Source organism: Acerihabitans sp. (genome assembly GCF_036398755.1).
Lineage (GTDB): Bacteria > Pseudomonadota > Gammaproteobacteria > Enterobacterales > Enterobacteriaceae > Acerihabitans.
Genome location: NZ_DASWOM010000127.1, coordinates 24309 through 40022, shown reverse-complemented (window position 1 = coordinate 40022; position 15714 = coordinate 24309). Strand labels below are relative to the sequence as shown.

Below are 15714 nucleotides of genomic sequence, written 5' to 3'. Positions count from 1 at the left end.
TGTTGCAGAGATGCCAGGACTTCTTTCTGGTCATTACCAATACTCGATAAGATCCCCAGGCCGGTAATCACTGCACGTTTCATTTAATACCTCTTGTATTTATATATGAGATTCTGTGACGCACTTTAGCGTACAGTTGTACGCTGAACAAGTCCGATCAGACGAAGTTTGCTAAATTTGCGCCGCAAAGCACACCTCGTTAAAATCGCTACAATTCTTGACAAAAGAGCCCTAAGCCGTGAATCGCGCCCCTATCAGCAACGCCACCCTTAATTGGAACGAAGACGGTACACCTGTATCCCGACAGTTCGACGACGTTTATTTTTCAAGCGAGGATCCCCTGGAGGAAACGCGCCATGTTTTTTTACGCGGCAACGGCCTGCCGGAGCGGTTTGCCCGGCACCCGCAAGCGTCGTTTATCGTGGCGGAAACCGGCTTCGGCACCGGGCTTAACTTTCTTGCGCTGTGGCAGGCCTTCGATCGGTTCAGCCAACGGCATCCCGACGCGCCCCTGCGGCGCCTGCATTTCATCAGCGTCGAGCAATTCCCCCTGCGGCTGGAGGATGTGACCCAAGCCCATGCGCGCTGGCCGGAGCTGGCCGACTATGCCGCCGGACTGCGCGATCTCTGGCCGTTGCCGACACCCGGCTGCCACCGGCTGATCCTGGCGGGCGGCGCCGTCACGCTGGATTTATGGTATGGCGAGATCAACGCCTTGCTGCCCCAGCTGGACGACAGCATGGCAGGCCGGGTGGACGCCTGGTTTCTGGATGGCTTTGCTCCGGCCAAAAACGCCGCCATGTGGAGCGAAGGGTTGTTTGAAGCCATGGCGCTATTGGCCGCGCCGCAGGGCACGTTCGCCACCTTTACCGCCGCCGGGTTCGTCCGGCGCGGCCTGCTGCGGGCGGGCTTTACCGTCGCCAAGCCGCCGGGTTTTGGCCGCAAGCGGGAAATGCTGGCCGGAAGCCTGGATACGCCGACGACGGCGGGGCCGCGCGCGCCCTGGTACGTCCGGCGCGCGGCGCGCGATCCCCTGGATGTGGCGATTATCGGCGGCGGCATTGCCGGCGCCGTGACGGCGGAAGCCCTGCAACGCCGCGGGTCGAGGGTGACGCTCTATTGCGCCGATGGCGGCCCGGCCCAGGGAGCGTCCGGCAACCGTCAGGGCGCCTTGTATCCCCTGCTAAATAATGAAGATGACGAGCTGGCGCAGTTTTTTGCCGGCGCCTTTCCCTTCGCGCGCCATTACTACCAGGAGTGCGCGCGGCGGGGAATAGCCTTTGAACACCAGTGGTGCGGCGTGACGCAGTTGGCCCATGACGACCGATCCCGCCGCAAGCTGCGGCGCATCCTGGACACCGGCTGGCCCGCTGGACTTATCGGCGAGGTGGCCCGCGAGGATATGCCGGCGCTGACGGGGCTTTCCACCGGCAGCGGCGGGGTCACATACCCGCTGGGAGGCTGGCTTAATCCCGCCCAACTGACCGCCGGCGTCATCGCCCGCGCGCAGTCACGGGGCATGGCGGTGCGCTACGGCCACGATCTGCGGGAATTAAGCGCCGGCACCGACGGGTGGCGGCTTGATTTCGGCGCGGGCCGCCTGGCCCGCCACGCCACGGTGGTGCTGGCCGTCGGCCATCGCATGCTGCAATGGCCGATCACCGCCCCGCTGCCGTTGACCAGCGTGCGAGGCCAGGTCAGCCATGTCCCCGCCCTGCCGGCGCTGCAGGCCTTAAAGCAGGTGCTGTGCTATGACGGTTACCTGACGCCCGCAAGCCCCGGTTTCTTCACCCACTGTCTGGGCGCCAGCGCAATGCGCGACGATGAGGAAACGGATTACCGCCCCGGCGAGCAGCGGACCAATCGCGAACGGCTGATCGCCTGCGTGCCGGATCAGGCCTGGGCGCGGTCGGTTGATGTCAGCGCCGGCGAAGCGCGCGTAAGCGTGCGCAGCAGCGCCAGGGATCATATGCCCATGCTCGGCGGCGTGCCCGATTTCGCCGCCATCCGGCGAGAGTATGCGGATCTGCCCAAACGCCTGCAAGCCGGTGAACCGGTGGCGGACGCGCCGGCGTATGCCGATCTGTTTATGCTGGGCGGCCTGGGGTCGCGCGGTTTATGCACCGCGCCCCTGGCGGCGGAGATCCTGGCCGGGCAGATATTCGGCGAACCCCTGCCGCTAAGTCTGGCGCAGTCGGCGGCGCTCAACCCCAACCGTTTCTGGCTGCGGAAATTATTAAAGGGACGTGAAATATAATTATTCATCGATACAAATAATAATATTAAAAAAAAACCGTACAAAAGCGGGTTATTCTGTTTGGTAAAGTTTTGGCCCAATTATTTTAACGAATGGCCAACATTTAAATTAATTATCAGCGTTGGATTGCCGCTATTAAGGTATGCCCCAAACAAGGATGTTAACGATTTGCGGGCCATCCGTTGCATAGCGGGTGTTATCATACACATTCAGCCTTTTTATCACCGCCACAGCGGGATTGGTATGATAGATAAATCGATATCAGCGATAAAAAGTGATTCATATCACATTATATCCGACAAAGCGGATCAAGACAGGTCCCCATGGGTCGTTTTTAAAAAAGTTAGCTTACCAATGGTAACTTTAGCCAAATGCAGCCGCAACCTATTGTTTTAATATGTTTTATCTTGAAAAATGACTTGTTTTTATTGCTGCGGGAACTGTGATAATAATCTCATTTAACAAAAATCATAAAGCTCATACATAAATTTACAATGGTGACAGCACAGAGTACTTCATAAAATGGGGCCGCTAAAAAATGAAGCCTTCATTTTCACTGGAGATTAATGATGATAAAAATAAATAAACTCACGGTTTGGCAAAAAATGGGTTTTGGCATGGGGGACGCCGCATGCGGTATAGTTTATTCATCCGTCACCATGTTTCTGACTTATTTTTACACGGATATCTACGGTATTTCGGCGGCGGCGGTCGGCGTTATGTTTCTGGTCACCCGCATTTTGGATGCGGTATCCGATCCCTTGACCGGATTATTAGCGGACCGGGTGCGCACCCGCTGGGGGCATTTTCGTCCCTGGCTGGTATGGTTTGCCGTGCCTTATGCCGTTATCGCGATCTTGACCTTTACCACGCCCGAACTCACCGGCACCGGCAAGCTGGTCTATGCCTATATTACCTACACACTTTTAATGCTGTTTTATACCTTTATCAATATTCCTTATTGCTCGCTGGGCGGGGTAATCACCTCGGATGAAAAAGATCGCCTCTCCGCGCAGTCCTATCGTTTCACCATCTCCTCAGCGGCGGGCCTGGTGGTGTCCATCGGTACATTATGGCTGGTGGACTGGTTTGGCAAAGGCAACAAGCAGCTGGGCTATCAATGCACCATGGCGGTGATGGGCGTTCTGGCGGTCGTCATGCTGTTTATCTGCTTTTTCTCGACCAAGGAACAAATCAATCCGCAAAAACAGGGTAATGAAACCGTACTAAGCGATCTGAAAAACCTGCTCTCCAACGATCAGTGGCGCGTTGTCGCCATCATCACTTTTTTTTCCAGTATGGCCGGCGTCATGCGCAGCGCCGCCACGCTGTATTACGCCACCTATCTGATGCTTGACCCGCAGCATACCGATCTCACTGGCACGGCGATGAAATCGGCGTTTATCACGACAAGCGTCGTCGGCACGATCCTCGGCGCGATGGCGGCCGGCTTTTTCGCCAAACGCTTCAACGCGGTCAGCATGTTCAAAAACATCAACTTAATTTTGGTCATTACCGGCGTGGTGATGTTCTTGATGCCGCCAAAATGGCTTAGCGTGGTTTTCCCGCTGTATTTCCTCATCGGGTTTTTCCATCAAATGTATCAGCCATTTAAGTGGAATATGATGGCCAATGCCGCTGATTACGGCGAATGGAAAACCGGCCGGCGCATTACCGGGCTTTCCTTTTCCGGCAATTTATTCGCCTTGAAACTGGGCATGGCCGTGGCGGGCGCCCTGGTGGGGTTTTCCCTGGGCTGGTTTGGCTACCAGGCCGGATCGCCGACGCAAAACGCGCTGGCGACCACCGGTATCATCGGCTTGCTTACCGTCGGTCCCAGCCTGTCATACCTGATTTTGTACTGGTTGACCCGGTTTTATAAGCTCGACGATAAAACCATGGAAAAAATCCAGGCGGACTTGGCGCAGCGCCAGCTCAATCTTCAGGCACCGGCCGAAAACATTATTATCAACGGGGATGAGCCGCTGGCGCATAGCCATTAATGTCGCCATTTATCCCCGGCATCGGGGATGACGAGCCGCCAACTTTCACATTTGCCAAGGAAAATTGTATATGCATGACAATCGGTCCTCCGCATGGCGCCCCGATCGGGGTGACGGAACTTATCAAAATCCGGTGCTGCACGCCGATTATTCGGACCCGGATATCGTGCGCGCCGGCGATGATTTTTATCTGGTGGCCTCCAGTTTCAATCATATGCCCGGGCTGCCGGTCCTGCACTCCACCGACCTGGTTAACTGGCAAATTGTTAACCATGTGGTCCCTCGCCTGACGTTGGCGGGATATGACGCCTTTCAGCCGGGTAAAGGCATATGGGCGCCCAGCATCCGTTATCACGCCGGCATGTTCTGGGTGTTTTTCAGCACGCCGGACGAGGGTATATTCATGTGCCGCGCCGCCGATCCCCGGGGGGAATGGTCGGCGCCGCATTGCCTCAAACCGGCCAAAGGCTGGATCGATCCCTGCCCCTTCTGGGACGACGATGGCCGGGCCTGGCTGGTGCACGCCTTTGCCTATAGCCGCAGCGGCGTTAAACATCGTCTGCAGCTGTGCGAGATGTCGCCTGACGGCCAATCCCTGCTGGACCAAGGGCGGACGCTGTATGACGGCAGCGCCGATCTTCCGACGCTGGAAGGGCCGAAAGTATACAAACGCCATGGCTGGTACTATATTTTCGCCCCGGCCGGCGGCGTGGCTACCGGTTGGCAGGCCGTGCTGCGTTCACGCGACATTAAGGGCCCTTATGAAGCAAGAAAAGTCTTGCATCAGGGTCAAACACAGGTCAATGGCCCGCATCAGGGCGGATGGGTCGAGCTGGCCAATGGTGAAAACTGGTTTATGCATTTTCAGGATGCGGGCGTCTATGGCCGCCTGGTGCATCTGCAACCCCTGCGCTGGGTGAATGATTGGCCGGTCATCGGCAGCGGCGCCGATGACGGCCCCGGCGAGCCGGTAGCCAGCTGGACCAAACCCGGTATGGCTGCGTCCCAGACGCCGTGCGAACCCGCCGCCTCGGATGATTTTTCATCCGATCATCTCGGCCTGCAATGGCAGTGGCAGGCCAATCCACGGCCATATTGGGCGCGGCGAGACCACCTGGGTATGCACTTGGCCTGTGAAACCTTGCCGTTGCGCGACGGGCGGGCCTCTTTATACGATGCCGCCAATTTGTTGCTGCAAAAATTCCCGGCGCGGGAATTTTCGGTGACCACCCGTATGAAGGCGGATTTGCGCCATGACGGCGAGCAGTGCGGCCTGATTATCTATGGTGAACGCTATGCCGCCCTGGGGTTGCGTCTGGACCAGGGTGAGTATCGCCTTAGCTGGGAAACCGGTTGGCGCGGCGACCGGGGGGAAGTCAATGTGGCGGCGCGCGTCATAGCCGCATGGCCGGACGCCTGCGCGCTGAATTTGCGCATTGTCGTCAGGCAGGACGCCATCTGTACCTTTTCCTACAGCCTGGATAACCATGCCTATACCCGCTTGCCCGGCACCTTCGCCGCCGGACCGGGAAAATGGGTCGGCGCCAAAGTCGGTTTGTTTGCCGTAGCCCGCCATGAGGAAAAAGAGAGTATCGGGACGGCGAATTTTTCATTTTTTACCGTCGGCACGGTTGATTAGCACTCTGCGGTAGATGAGGACCGGTTGTATTCAGGCGGAAGAAATAGCATTTCTTCCGCTGCGGGGAACTATTGCTTTCTAAACGTCACTGTATCCAATAAACATTATCTGAGAAAATTAATAATGAAAAAAATAATGGTAGCAACTTTAGTTATTCTCACCACGCCTTACCTGTCAGCGGCGGAAATTTATAATAAAGACGCTAATAAATTAGATTTTTACGGCAGCGTACAGGCACGACATTATTTTAGCGATTACACCGGCAGCGACGGTGATAACAGTTATGTCCGCTTTGGTTTTAAAGGGCAAACGCAGATTAACGATCGGCTTACCGGTTATGGACAATGGGAATATAATGTTCAGACCAACCATACTGAAGGAGGTAGCGATGCCTTATCCGGTAATAAAACCCGCCTGGGCTTCGCCGGTCTGAAATGGGGAAATTTTGGTTCACTGGATTATGGCCGCAATTGGGGGGTATTGTATGACGTTGCCTCCATCACCGATGTCGCGGCGATTTTTGATGATTTGACCTACAGTTATTCAGACAGTTTTATGAGCGGCCGATCAACCGGGCTATTGACCTATCGTAATAACAATTTTTTCGGCCTGGCCGAGGGGTTGAAGTTTGCGGTGCAATACCAGGGCGCGAACGATGAAAACTCCAACAACGCGCGCATGGCGACCAAAGCAAACGGCGATGGCTATGGATTTTCATCTTCCTACACGTTTGACTGGGGCGGTGCCATACTGGGCGCCTATTCGGCGTCCAACCGCACCCTGGCGCAGCAACAGCTTGCCTATGGCCGCGGCGACAAAGCTGAAAACTGGGCGACAGGTGTAAAATATAATGCCCATAGCCTGTACCTGGCAGCACTTTATTCCGAAACGCACAATATGGCGCCGATAGGGTCCATCGGCATGGCCAACAAGGCGCAAAATATGGAAGCGGTGGCTCAATATCTATTTAACACCGGCATTCAGCCGGAAATTGGCTATTTCCAATCGAAAGGCAAACAAATAGAGGGCGTCGGCGACGTGGATTTAATCAAGTATGTCGACTTTGGACTGACATACTTTTTCAATAAGAACATGTCGGTCTACGCGGACTACAAAATGAATTTATTAAAGGATGATAATCCGTTAGCCATCCCGGCCGATGATGTATTCGGGTTGGGTCTCAGTTATCGGTTTTAACCATCAATAGGGATTTATACCGCCGGTCGTATTCATCCTACGACCGGTTTATGCATGCCCCCGCCTAGAACGCCATATCCATTCTGGCCCACATCGTTCTGCCCGGCTCGTTTATCCGGGTAGCGGCCGAATAGCCGAAGCCGCTGTTGCCCGCCAGATTAAGGTGTTCGCTATAGCCTTTATCGAGGATATTGTCGATGCCGCCGCTCAGCTTAAGATCCCTGGTGATCTTATAAGCCAGGTTTGCCGACACTAGGCCGAAGCCGGGGCTGGCGGCAAAATCCTTGCCCGCCACGTTGCCCTGGTTGGGGGCGATGCGGCGTTGCGCGCCGACCACGCGCCAGAGCACGGTGCCGCTCCAGCTTTCGCGTTCATAGGTCAGGGCGGCACGGGCATCCAGCGGCGGCATCTGCGGCAACGGGCGGCCGTCGCTGCTGTTTTTGCCCCATGACCAGCTCAGGCTGGTGTCGGTTTTCCAGTGCTCGGCCAACTGATATCCCATGCCCATTTCCGCGCCCATGATCCGGGCGTTGACATTGACCGCCTGGCTGTCATGGGCTTTATCGCCATCGTATTTGACCAGAATGAAATCGTTTACCCGGCCGACATAGGCGGACATCCACCCATTGAAGCCCCGGTGCGCATAGTGGATGCCGATATCAATCTGGGTGGTTTTTTCGCTTTTCAACCTGGTGAAAGGGTCGGATCCGCGAACCGGGCCGGCTTTGGGTTTAAATAATTCCCAATAATCGGGGAAGCGTTCGGTATAGCCGATGCCCGCGTACCATAGCACCGGCGCGCCCGGCTGATGCTCGTAACGGATGAATCCGGCCGGCAGGGTTGCGGCGCGCGACCGGACGCTCCCCCCGGCGTATTTATCCGCCAGGCTGCGGTCGAGGCGCGCGCCGCCGATAAGTTTGTTATGTTCGGCGGCATGCCAGGTCAGCTCGCCGAACAGACCGTAATCGGCAAAGCGCGCATCCCGATGCCAGCCGCCGTTCTTGCGAAAGCGATGGGTATTGCTTTGCATATCCGCCCCTGACTGTAGCTGGAAATCGGTCCACAGCCAGGTGCCCATGGCGCGTCCTCCCAGGGTGCGTCGATCCGGGTTGCCCCGCCGGGCGGGGTTTGGCGCCGGCGCATGGCCGCCCTTCGCGGCGTCGCCTGCGCTGGCCGCCGCGCCGCCGGGTGAGCGCAGGCTGGTATTGTCCATGACATGATTGGCATAGCTGTAGTAAACCTGCGCCTCGACCCGGTCCAGCACGTCGCCGATATCGGTCTTCTCCAACCGGGCGCCCAGGCTTTCGCGTTTGATTTGCGCGCCGTCCATGCCCCTCCCCGCATAGCTGGCTTCACCGTTGCCGCGCCCCAGGGTGAGTTCCATCCTGGTGGCGTCATCCGGCGTCCAGCCCAGCGCCAGATCGCCGTTCCATTTATCCCAGCGCGAGGGCACGCGCCGTCCCGCGCCGTCGCGGTAATCACCGGCGCGGGACTGGTTGGCGGACAGTTGCATATAGCCCAGTTCATTGCCCGCGGTGGACTGGATAGTTTCATCCCGCCGTCCGTTGGACCCCGCGAGCAGGCCAAGCCGGGTTTTCACACCGGGTGTGTCAAAATGTGGAAAGACGCGCTCGAAACGCAGCGTGCCGGCCGAGGCGCCGGGTCCCCACAGCACCGTTTGCGGGCCTTTGACCAGGGTCAGGGCGTCATAGCTTTCCGGGGATATATAGGCGGTGGGCGCGTCCATGCGGCTTGGGCAGGTGCCGAGGATTTCCGCGCCGTCGGTGAGTATTTTGAGCCTGGAGCCGAACATGCCGCGAAAGACCGGGTCGCCGTTGGTGCCGCCGTTGCGGATCTGGGCAAAGCCGGGGATGGATTTAAGGTAATCGGCGCCATCACTGGCCGGCAGCGGCTGGCGCGGCGCCTTGGGCGACGTGACGACGGTCAGCGGGGAAGACAGCGGCGCGGATACGGTGATCACATCGCTGTCGGCGGACCCCTGCGGCGCGCCGTCCGGCGTATCGGCCGTGGGATGCGCGACGGCGTGGTGGGCCGCGACCAGGGTGAATAACGGCATCAGGCCGGCCAGGCGACGCGGCGGGCGGGATTTTTTATTGTGTGTAGGGTAGCCAGACATCATCGTTCCTTATGATTGAGCTTCTTTTTCCTATAAAACGGCTAGGCGGATGCGACCGGCACGGACGGCTGGCGTGGTGAGAGTCCGGCGGAACAGGGTTACGGGCGTGCGCTATTCAGGGGGCGGTGCGGGTAGAGACAATTGCCGGCGGAGTGCGCGGCGGGGACGGGCATGAATTATCGGCGGCTGGCCGCGGGGCGGTATGCCATAACTACATGAACCAGATAAACCACATGCCGGAAATAAAGGTTTGTTCATCGACACCATCGGCCTGAAAAACGTCCATCACGATAATGCCGGATTGTACGTGATAGGCCAGGATGGTGGGCGTTAACTTAAATTTCGTTTATCAATGGTACGGTTTTGGCCTGTTCATAGAGCTTTTGCCACATGCCCAGCACCAGCGCCTGATCCGGCGGCGACAGTTCGCCATTGCCGATGGCTTTGGCCAGTCCGCCCCGCACCCGAACGTGCAGCGCTTCAAGGGTATGCTCGTTGTTTTCTTCCGCCTCGGCGACGGCAAGCGTCAGGTGACCGCGCAAATAACCGCCGGCAAATAATTCATCGTCGGTGGCATGCTCCACCATATCGTCAATCAACGCCAGGATGCGCGTTTCAAAAGTAACAATCATTAAAGGTCCTCATTCATTATGCAACGTCGGGGCGGCATCTATCGCGACCGGATAAGGGAACCGCCGCCGCGCCAGCGGCGGGGTATGGTAAAACCCATGCAGCGCCTGGATAAAACAGGCCGCGCGATCCGGGATACCCTGGTCGAGATAGCGCATAACCTGCCCATGCACCACGCGCTGGAACGCGATACGGTCCGGCTCGCTATCGCCATTGAGATTATCGCAGCTGACATTGAAGGGAAACCCCGCCGCGACACAAAATAGCCATTCCAGGGCCTGTGGCTTGATTTCCACCTGCTCAAACCTGCGTTGCGTGCCCTCGTCGCGCCCGTCAGGGCAATACCAATAGCCGAAATCCACCTGTAGCCGGCGTTGGGCGCCGGCAATGCACCAATGGGAAATTTCATGCATGGCGCTGGCGTAATAGCCATGGGCGAAAACAATGCGGTGAAACGGCAGGTCCCCATCGGCCGGCAGGTAAATGGGTTCGTCGTCGCCCCTGATAAGCCGGGTGTTGAGCGTCTGGGCAAAACAGCCGTCGAACAGGGCGATAAGATGCTGAACATCATGGGATTCGGTAGGCATAATCTCGGTTCGGTTATCAGTTTGACGACAGCCAAAGCGCAATGGCCGCGCCGTGGCTATCGTATAATAGTTTGAGGCTCATCAGCAGCGAGACCACCACGATGGTCGGGCGTATCAGCCGTTGCCCCTTGGTCAGCACCATGCGGGCGCCCAGGCGCGCGCCCAGGATTTGCCCGGCCAGCATGACGACGCCCACGCTCCAGACCACCTTGCCGGTAAAGATAAACAGCAGCAGCCCGCCCAGGTTGGAGGTGAAGTTGAGCACCTTGGCATGTGCCGTGGATTTTGCCAGGTTATAGCCGCACAGCGTCACATAGGCCAGCGCATAAAAAGAGCCGGCGCCGGGGCCGAAAAAACCGTCATAAAAACCGACGCCGCAGCCGGCCACCAGCGCAAACGGCCAGGCGGACAGGCGTCGCTTGCGATCGTCCTCGCCGATGCGCGGCATCAGCAGAAAATAAAGCCCGATGCCGATAACCAGCAGCGGCAACATCTGGCGCAGCAGGTCGGCGCGCAGATGCTGGATCAGTATGGCGCCGGTCATCGAGCCGATAAACGTCATGGCGATGGTCAGCTTTTGGTTGCCGATATCCACCGCCCGCCGGCGCACGAAATACAGACTGGCGGAGAATGAACCCCCCACCGACTGCAGTTTGTTGGTACCCAGCGTTTGCGCCGGCGACAAACCCGCCGCCAGCAGCACCGGCAGGGTGATTAACCCGCCGCCGCCGGCAATGGAGTCGATAAATCCCGCCAGTACGCTGACCATGAACAACAGGGCAAACGCCAGCGGGGAAACCGCTAACCAATCCATGAATCAATCCAGTGGTAAAAAGCATATCGGCCCGGCGCACGCCGGGCGGTGCCGACAGGCGCCGCGGGCCGCTTCATCCGGCCCGCGGCGTGGCCGGTTATGGCGTAATCAGGTGACGATCCAGCAACGCCTGGCAGGACGGCGGCAGCGGCGGCGGCGTTTTTTTCACCGAAGGTCCGCCGGCGCCCGGTTTCGGCGGCAGGAACCAGCTGTCCAACTCGGCGCCACAGCCGTCGCCGGCCGGCGGCGGCGCCTGTTCACGGCATTCCAGGCTGTCGGCGGGGCAGCGCAGGCGCACGTGCATATGGGCGCGATGGCCAAACCACGGCCGCACCTTGGTCAACCAGCCCCGGTCCTCCCCCGCCACCCGGCACAGCTGTTTTTTAATCGCCGGACTGACAAAAATCCGCGTCACTTCGCTGTCCTGCGCGGCCAGCTTGATCAGCATCGCGGTTTGCGGCTGCCATACCGCCGCGTTGACGTCGCGGCCGTTGGCCGTCACCAAATCCAGGGGCTGCGGCTTAAGCAACTGCTGCGCCGTCCAGCGCTGGCGCGGCAGCTGCAGCCAGATATCCGCGTCAAGGCCCGACTGGTGGCTGGCGTGGCCGCTGCCGAACCGCCCGCCGGCCGGCATGGCCATATCGCCCACCAGCAGCACGTCGCCCAGGTTGAGGTGGCGGATCTGATTGCTCAGTCGCAGGATAAACATCAGCAGATCGGGATGGCCGTAATAGCGCCGCTGGTCCGGACGCAATACCTGGTAATTGGCCGCCTGCAGTTGCAACGGCTGCGCGCCGATAATGCAGCCGTTGGCGAACTCGCCGATGGCCTGCGCCGGGCCGGGAACCGGATGATCGATTCGTTGCCAGGGCGTGGGCGCCGCAAACGCCTGGACCGAGGCCAGGGCCAGTAATCCGACTATCCATTGCCGCATCATATTACCATTGGGGAAGGGTTGAGGTGACATCGCCGCACTGCGCGCGCTGGCGCAGGAGATGATCCATTAATACGATCGCCATCATCGCCTCGGCGATCGGCACCGCCCGGATGCCCACGCAGGGGTCGTGGCGTCCGCGGGTGACCATTTCCACCTGCTCGCCGGCGCGATTAATGGTCTGGCCGGGCACCATGATGCTGGAGGTGGGTTTTAACGCCAGATGGGCGATAACCGCCTGGCCGCTGCTGATGCCGCCCAGTACGCCGCCGGCATGGTTGCTGGTGAACCCCCGCGGCGTGATTTCGTCGCGGTTTTCACTCCCCCGCTTGGCCACCACCGCAAAACCGTCGCCGATCTCCACCCCTTTTACCGCGTTAATGCTCATCAGGGCATGGGCCAGATCGGCGTCCAAACGGTCAAACACCGGTTCGCCAAGTCCGGCAGGCACATGCTCCGCCACCACCGTGACCTTGGCGCCGATGGAGTCGCCCTCTTTTTTCAGGGCGCGCATCAGCGCGTCCAATGCGTCCAACCGGTCCGGATCGGGACAGAAAAACGGATTCTGCCCGACCTGCTCCCAGTCTTTCAACCCGCAGACTATGTCGCCCATCTGCGCCAGGTAACCGCGCACCGTCACGCCGAATTTTTGCGCCAGGTATTTTTTGGCGATCGCACCCGCCGCCACCCGCATGGCGGTTTCCCGCGCCGACGAGCGGCCGCCGCCGCGATAGTCGCGCACGCCGTATTTTACCTCATAGGTGTAATCGGCATGTCCGGGACGGAACACATCCTTGATGGCGCTGTAATCCTGCGAACGCTGATCGGTATTTTCAATCAACAGTCCGATGCTGGTACCGGTGGTGACGCCCTCGAACACGCCGGACAGGATCTTCACTTGATCCGCCTCGCGCCGCTGGGTGGTATAGCGCGAGGTACCGGGCTTGCGCCGGTCGAGGTCCCGCTGCAGGTCCTCCTCGGTCAGGGGCATGCCCGGCGGCACGCCGTCGACCACGCATCCCAGCGCCGCCCCATGCGATTCACCGAATGTGGTAACCCGAAATAATTCGCCGATACTATTCCCCGCCATCAGGAGGCCTCGCTTGATTGGTCATGTCGCATAAAATAACTGCCGGTTAATCCTGGAACATTGTAAAGCTTTCGGCACAAGCCACAAGCTGTTCGCGGGTCAGGGTAAACACGCCCTCGCCGCCGCGGTCGAACGTCAGCCAGTTGAACGGAACGTCGGGGAACTGCTCGATCAGATGCACCATGCTGTTGCCCACTTCGCAAATCAGCACGCCGTCGTCCTGCAGATAACGTGGCGCGCAGGCCAGGATACGCCGCACCAGCTTGAGGCCGTCGCGGCCCGCGGCCAGTCCCAGCACCGGTTCGGCATGGAACTCCTGCGGCAGGTCGTTCATATCCTCTTCATCCACATAGGGAGGATTGGTGACAATCAGATCATAGCGCAGCGCCGGCAGTTCGCGGAACAGATCGGACCGCAGCGGCGTAACCCGATCGTCAAGACCGTAAGCCTGGATATTGTGCTCGGCCACCGCCAGCACGTCGGCGGAAATATCCACCGCGTCCACCGCCGCCTCCGGGAAGGCGAAGGCGCTGGCGATGGCGATGCAGCCGCTGCCGGTACACATATCCAGGATAAGGGCGGGCGGATGCGGCAGCAGGTCGCGATAGCGATCGTCGATAAGTTCGCCGATGGGCGAGCGGGGGATCAGCACCCGTTCATCCACATAAAATTCCAGGCCGCAAAACCAGGCTTTATTGATAAGGTAAGGTACCGGGATACGTTCATTCACCCGCCTCACCACCCGCTCCACGATGCGGTAGCGCTCGCTGGACGTGAGCCGCGAGACATACATCTCCTTCGGCAGATCCAACGGCAGGAACAGGCTGGGCAGCACCAGCTGCAGCGCCTCGTCCAGGGGATTATCAGTGCCGTGGCCGTAGAAAATCTGCGCGGCGTTAAAACGGCTGACCGTCCAGCGCAGCAGATCCTGAATACTGTGCAGTTCGGCAACGGCCTCATCCACAAAAATTTTGTCCAATTGTCACTCCGCGGGGCATGTTCCGGTTATCAGCGCGTAGTTTGCCATGAAGCGCCCGACAAAGCAGCAGGCATCGCCCCGTCATGGCCTGTGATGCCGACATTTTTTTTCAATTGGGAAAAGTGACGCGCAAAAAGGAAAATTCCGCCGAAAAATGACAAGACAGGGTAAACTTGCATAAAAGCAGCAACCGCAGAGCAGGGAATGAAAAAAAGATACCAACTGGCCGATGATGAGCGCCATTTGTTCCGTGAATCCATCGCCGGCACCCGTCCCTTACGGCAGGATACCGTTAAACCGCCCAAGCCGGGCCGCCGGCGGATCGTCCTGTCCGCCCGGCGATTGATGCACGAACAGGTGGACGCCAGTTTTTATTTTTCCGATGAGTTCCAGCCGTTGCTGGACAGCGAAGGGCCGGCGCGTTATGTACGCCCGGACGCCAGTCCCTATGAGGTGAAAAAACTGCGGCGGGGAGATTACACTCCCGAGCTGTTCCTCGACCTTCATGGCCTGACCCAGGCGCAGGCGAAACAGGAGCTGGGCGCGTTAATCGCCGCCTGCCGTCGCGAGCATGTCCACTGCGCCTGCGTTATGCACGGCCACGGCAAACATATCCTGAAACAGCAAACGCCGCTATGGCTGGCGCAGCACCCGGATGTGCTGGGCTTTCACCAGGCGCCGAAAAACTTCGGCGGCGATGCGGCGCTATTGGTCCTGATCGAACTCAGCGCCTAGCGCGACGAATGAGCACTGATTGAGCCTGGCGCCCGGCGCGGCGAATGGGCACTGATTGAGCCTGGCCCCTGGCGCGGTTCAGACTTTCGCCAGCAGCTGCGCCGGGCTGACCTGCCACTCCAGCTTGCCTTCGCCGCTTTCGCCGTCCAGGGTCACGCAGGCCACCGCCGAGGTGGCGAACATCGGCGCCTGCTCGTCGGGACATAAATCGGCGACCAGGTAGCCCACCAGCGGCAAATGGGAAACGATCAGCACCGAGCCCAGGCCTTCATTCGCCAGCGTCTGCAAATAACAACACACCAGGTCGACGTCGCCGCCCGGCGTCAGTTCGGGCAGTTTTTCCTCGCCGTCCGGCAAGACCAGCTCGCCCCGCAGCACGTCCAGCGTTTGCCGGGCGCGCAGATAAGGACTGACCAGCACCCGATCGGCGTCAAGGATCCGGGTTTTTAACCAACATGCCATCAGGCGTGACTCATCATGACCGCGAACCGTCAGGGGCCTTTCCGCATCACTGGCCGCTTCCAGCTGGGCATCGCCGTGCCGCATAATTAAAACTTGCATAGTGCACCGTTGTTGTTTGACAAAAACGCGAAAGAAAACGCAATGACCGGGCCGTCGCGCTCGAAATCGCGTAAATAAAACGCTGCTTTTTACATCAATACCGGCCATGGAGTCAACACATGAGCGCTAATTGATCCTCCGCCGGGTGATT

Annotated in this window: 13 protein-coding genes; 5 read left to right on the top strand and 8 right to left on the bottom strand. The window is 58.9% G+C overall.

Annotated features, from left to right (window positions below; genetic code table 11):
- The first annotated feature begins 238 nt into the window (after positions 1–238).
- From mnmC to VGC33_RS20845, 4 genes are all read left to right on the top strand, one after another.
- Entirely contained in the window at positions 239–2257 is a 2019-nt protein-coding gene (gene mnmC, locus VGC33_RS20860) for a bifunctional tRNA (5-methylaminomethyl-2-thiouridine)(34)-methyltransferase MnmC2/FAD-dependent 5-carboxymethylaminomethyl-2-thiouridine(34) oxidoreductase MnmC1 (RefSeq protein ID WP_331122686.1), read from the top strand.
- A gap of 569 nt (positions 2258–2826) precedes the next feature.
- Positions 2827–4260, top strand: a complete 1434-nt coding sequence (locus VGC33_RS20855; protein WP_331122685.1) for a glycoside-pentoside-hexuronide (GPH):cation symporter — start codon at positions 2827–2829, stop codon at positions 4258–4260.
- Positions 4261–4330: 70 nt separating this feature from the next.
- Positions 4331–5899, top strand: a complete 1569-nt coding sequence (locus tag VGC33_RS20850; protein WP_331122684.1) for a glycoside hydrolase family 43 protein — start codon at positions 4331–4333, stop codon at positions 5897–5899.
- A gap of 123 nt (positions 5900–6022) precedes the next feature.
- Positions 6023–7096: a porin gene (locus VGC33_RS20845; RefSeq protein WP_331122691.1), complete on the top strand. Its 1074-nt coding sequence runs from the start codon at positions 6023–6025 to the stop codon at positions 7094–7096.
- Between the two features lie 64 nt (positions 7097–7160).
- Here the strand turns inward: VGC33_RS20845 and VGC33_RS20840 are convergent, their stop codons facing one another.
- The 7 genes from VGC33_RS20840 to prmB all read right to left on the bottom strand — a co-directional run bounded on the left by VGC33_RS20840 (position 7161) and on the right by prmB (position 14267).
- Positions 7161–9233: a TonB-dependent copper receptor gene (locus VGC33_RS20840; protein WP_331122683.1), complete on the bottom strand. Its 2073-nt coding sequence runs from the start codon at positions 9231–9233 to the stop codon at positions 7161–7163.
- A gap of 335 nt (positions 9234–9568) precedes the next feature.
- Positions 9569–9865, bottom strand: a complete 297-nt coding sequence (locus VGC33_RS20835; RefSeq protein WP_331122682.1) for a YfcL family protein — start codon at positions 9863–9865, stop codon at positions 9569–9571.
- 9 nt (positions 9866–9874) lie between these two features.
- Complete coding sequence (locus VGC33_RS20830) at positions 9875–10450, bottom strand: elongation factor P hydroxylase (protein WP_331122681.1); 576 nt, start codon at positions 10448–10450, stop codon at positions 9875–9877.
- Positions 10451–10466: 16 nt separating this feature from the next.
- Positions 10467–11264 carry a sulfite exporter TauE/SafE family protein gene (locus VGC33_RS20825; RefSeq protein WP_331122680.1) on the bottom strand — a complete coding sequence of 266 codons (798 nt, stop codon included), beginning with the start codon at positions 11262–11264 and terminating at the stop codon, positions 10467–10469.
- A 97-nt stretch (positions 11265–11361) separates the two neighbouring features.
- Entirely contained in the window at positions 11362–12198 is an 837-nt protein-coding gene (mepA, locus tag VGC33_RS20820) for a penicillin-insensitive murein endopeptidase (protein ID WP_331122690.1), read from the bottom strand.
- Positions 12199–12202: 4 nt separating this feature from the next.
- On the bottom strand, positions 12203–13288 hold the full coding sequence (gene aroC / locus VGC33_RS20815) for a chorismate synthase (protein WP_331122679.1): 1086 nt from the start codon (positions 13286–13288) through the stop codon (positions 12203–12205).
- Positions 13289–13334: 46 nt separating this feature from the next.
- On the bottom strand, positions 13335–14267 hold the full coding sequence (gene prmB / locus VGC33_RS20810; RefSeq protein ID WP_331122678.1) for a 50S ribosomal protein L3 N(5)-glutamine methyltransferase: 933 nt from the start codon (positions 14265–14267) through the stop codon (positions 13335–13337).
- A 204-nt stretch (positions 14268–14471) separates the two neighbouring features.
- Here prmB and smrB point away from each other — a divergent pair, with 204 nt between their 5' ends.
- Positions 14472–15002, top strand: a complete 531-nt coding sequence (smrB, locus tag VGC33_RS20805) for an endonuclease SmrB (protein WP_331122677.1) — start codon at positions 14472–14474, stop codon at positions 15000–15002.
- A 78-nt stretch (positions 15003–15080) separates the two neighbouring features.
- On the opposite strand, the gene sixA is transcribed toward smrB, so the two are convergent.
- Complete coding sequence (sixA, locus tag VGC33_RS20800) at positions 15081–15563, bottom strand: phosphohistidine phosphatase SixA (protein WP_331122676.1); 483 nt, start codon at positions 15561–15563, stop codon at positions 15081–15083.
- Positions 15564–15714: the final 151 nt, after the last annotated feature.

Excerpts from the sequence above, each read along its gene's own strand:
- smrB (WP_331122677.1), top strand. The coding sequence starts at position 14,472 with ATGAAAAAAAGATACCAACTGGCCGATGATGAGCGCCATTTGTTCCGT.
- VGC33_RS20825 (WP_331122680.1), bottom strand. The coding sequence starts at position 11,264 with ATGGATTGGTTAGCGGTTTCCCCGCTGGCGTTTGCCCTGTTGTTCATG.
- VGC33_RS20855 (WP_331122685.1), top strand. The coding sequence starts at position 2,827 with ATGATAAAAATAAATAAACTCACGGTTTGGCAAAAAATGGGTTTTGGC.
- aroC (WP_331122679.1), bottom strand. The coding sequence starts at position 13,288 with ATGGCGGGGAATAGTATCGGCGAATTATTTCGGGTTACCACATTCGGT.
- sixA (WP_331122676.1), bottom strand. The coding sequence starts at position 15,563 with ATGCAAGTTTTAATTATGCGGCACGGCGATGCCCAGCTGGAAGCGGCC.
- VGC33_RS20835 (WP_331122682.1), bottom strand. The coding sequence starts at position 9,865 with ATGATTGTTACTTTTGAAACGCGCATCCTGGCGTTGATTGACGATATG.
- mepA (WP_331122690.1), bottom strand. The coding sequence starts at position 12,198 with ATGCGGCAATGGATAGTCGGATTACTGGCCCTGGCCTCGGTCCAGGCG.
- VGC33_RS20850 (WP_331122684.1), top strand. The coding sequence starts at position 4,331 with ATGCATGACAATCGGTCCTCCGCATGGCGCCCCGATCGGGGTGACGGA.
- VGC33_RS20840 (WP_331122683.1), bottom strand. The coding sequence starts at position 9,233 with ATGTCTGGCTACCCTACACACAATAAAAAATCCCGCCCGCCGCGTCGC.
- VGC33_RS20845 (WP_331122691.1), top strand. The coding sequence starts at position 6,023 with ATGAAAAAAATAATGGTAGCAACTTTAGTTATTCTCACCACGCCTTAC.
- VGC33_RS20830 (WP_331122681.1), bottom strand. The coding sequence starts at position 10,450 with ATGCCTACCGAATCCCATGATGTTCAGCATCTTATCGCCCTGTTCGAC.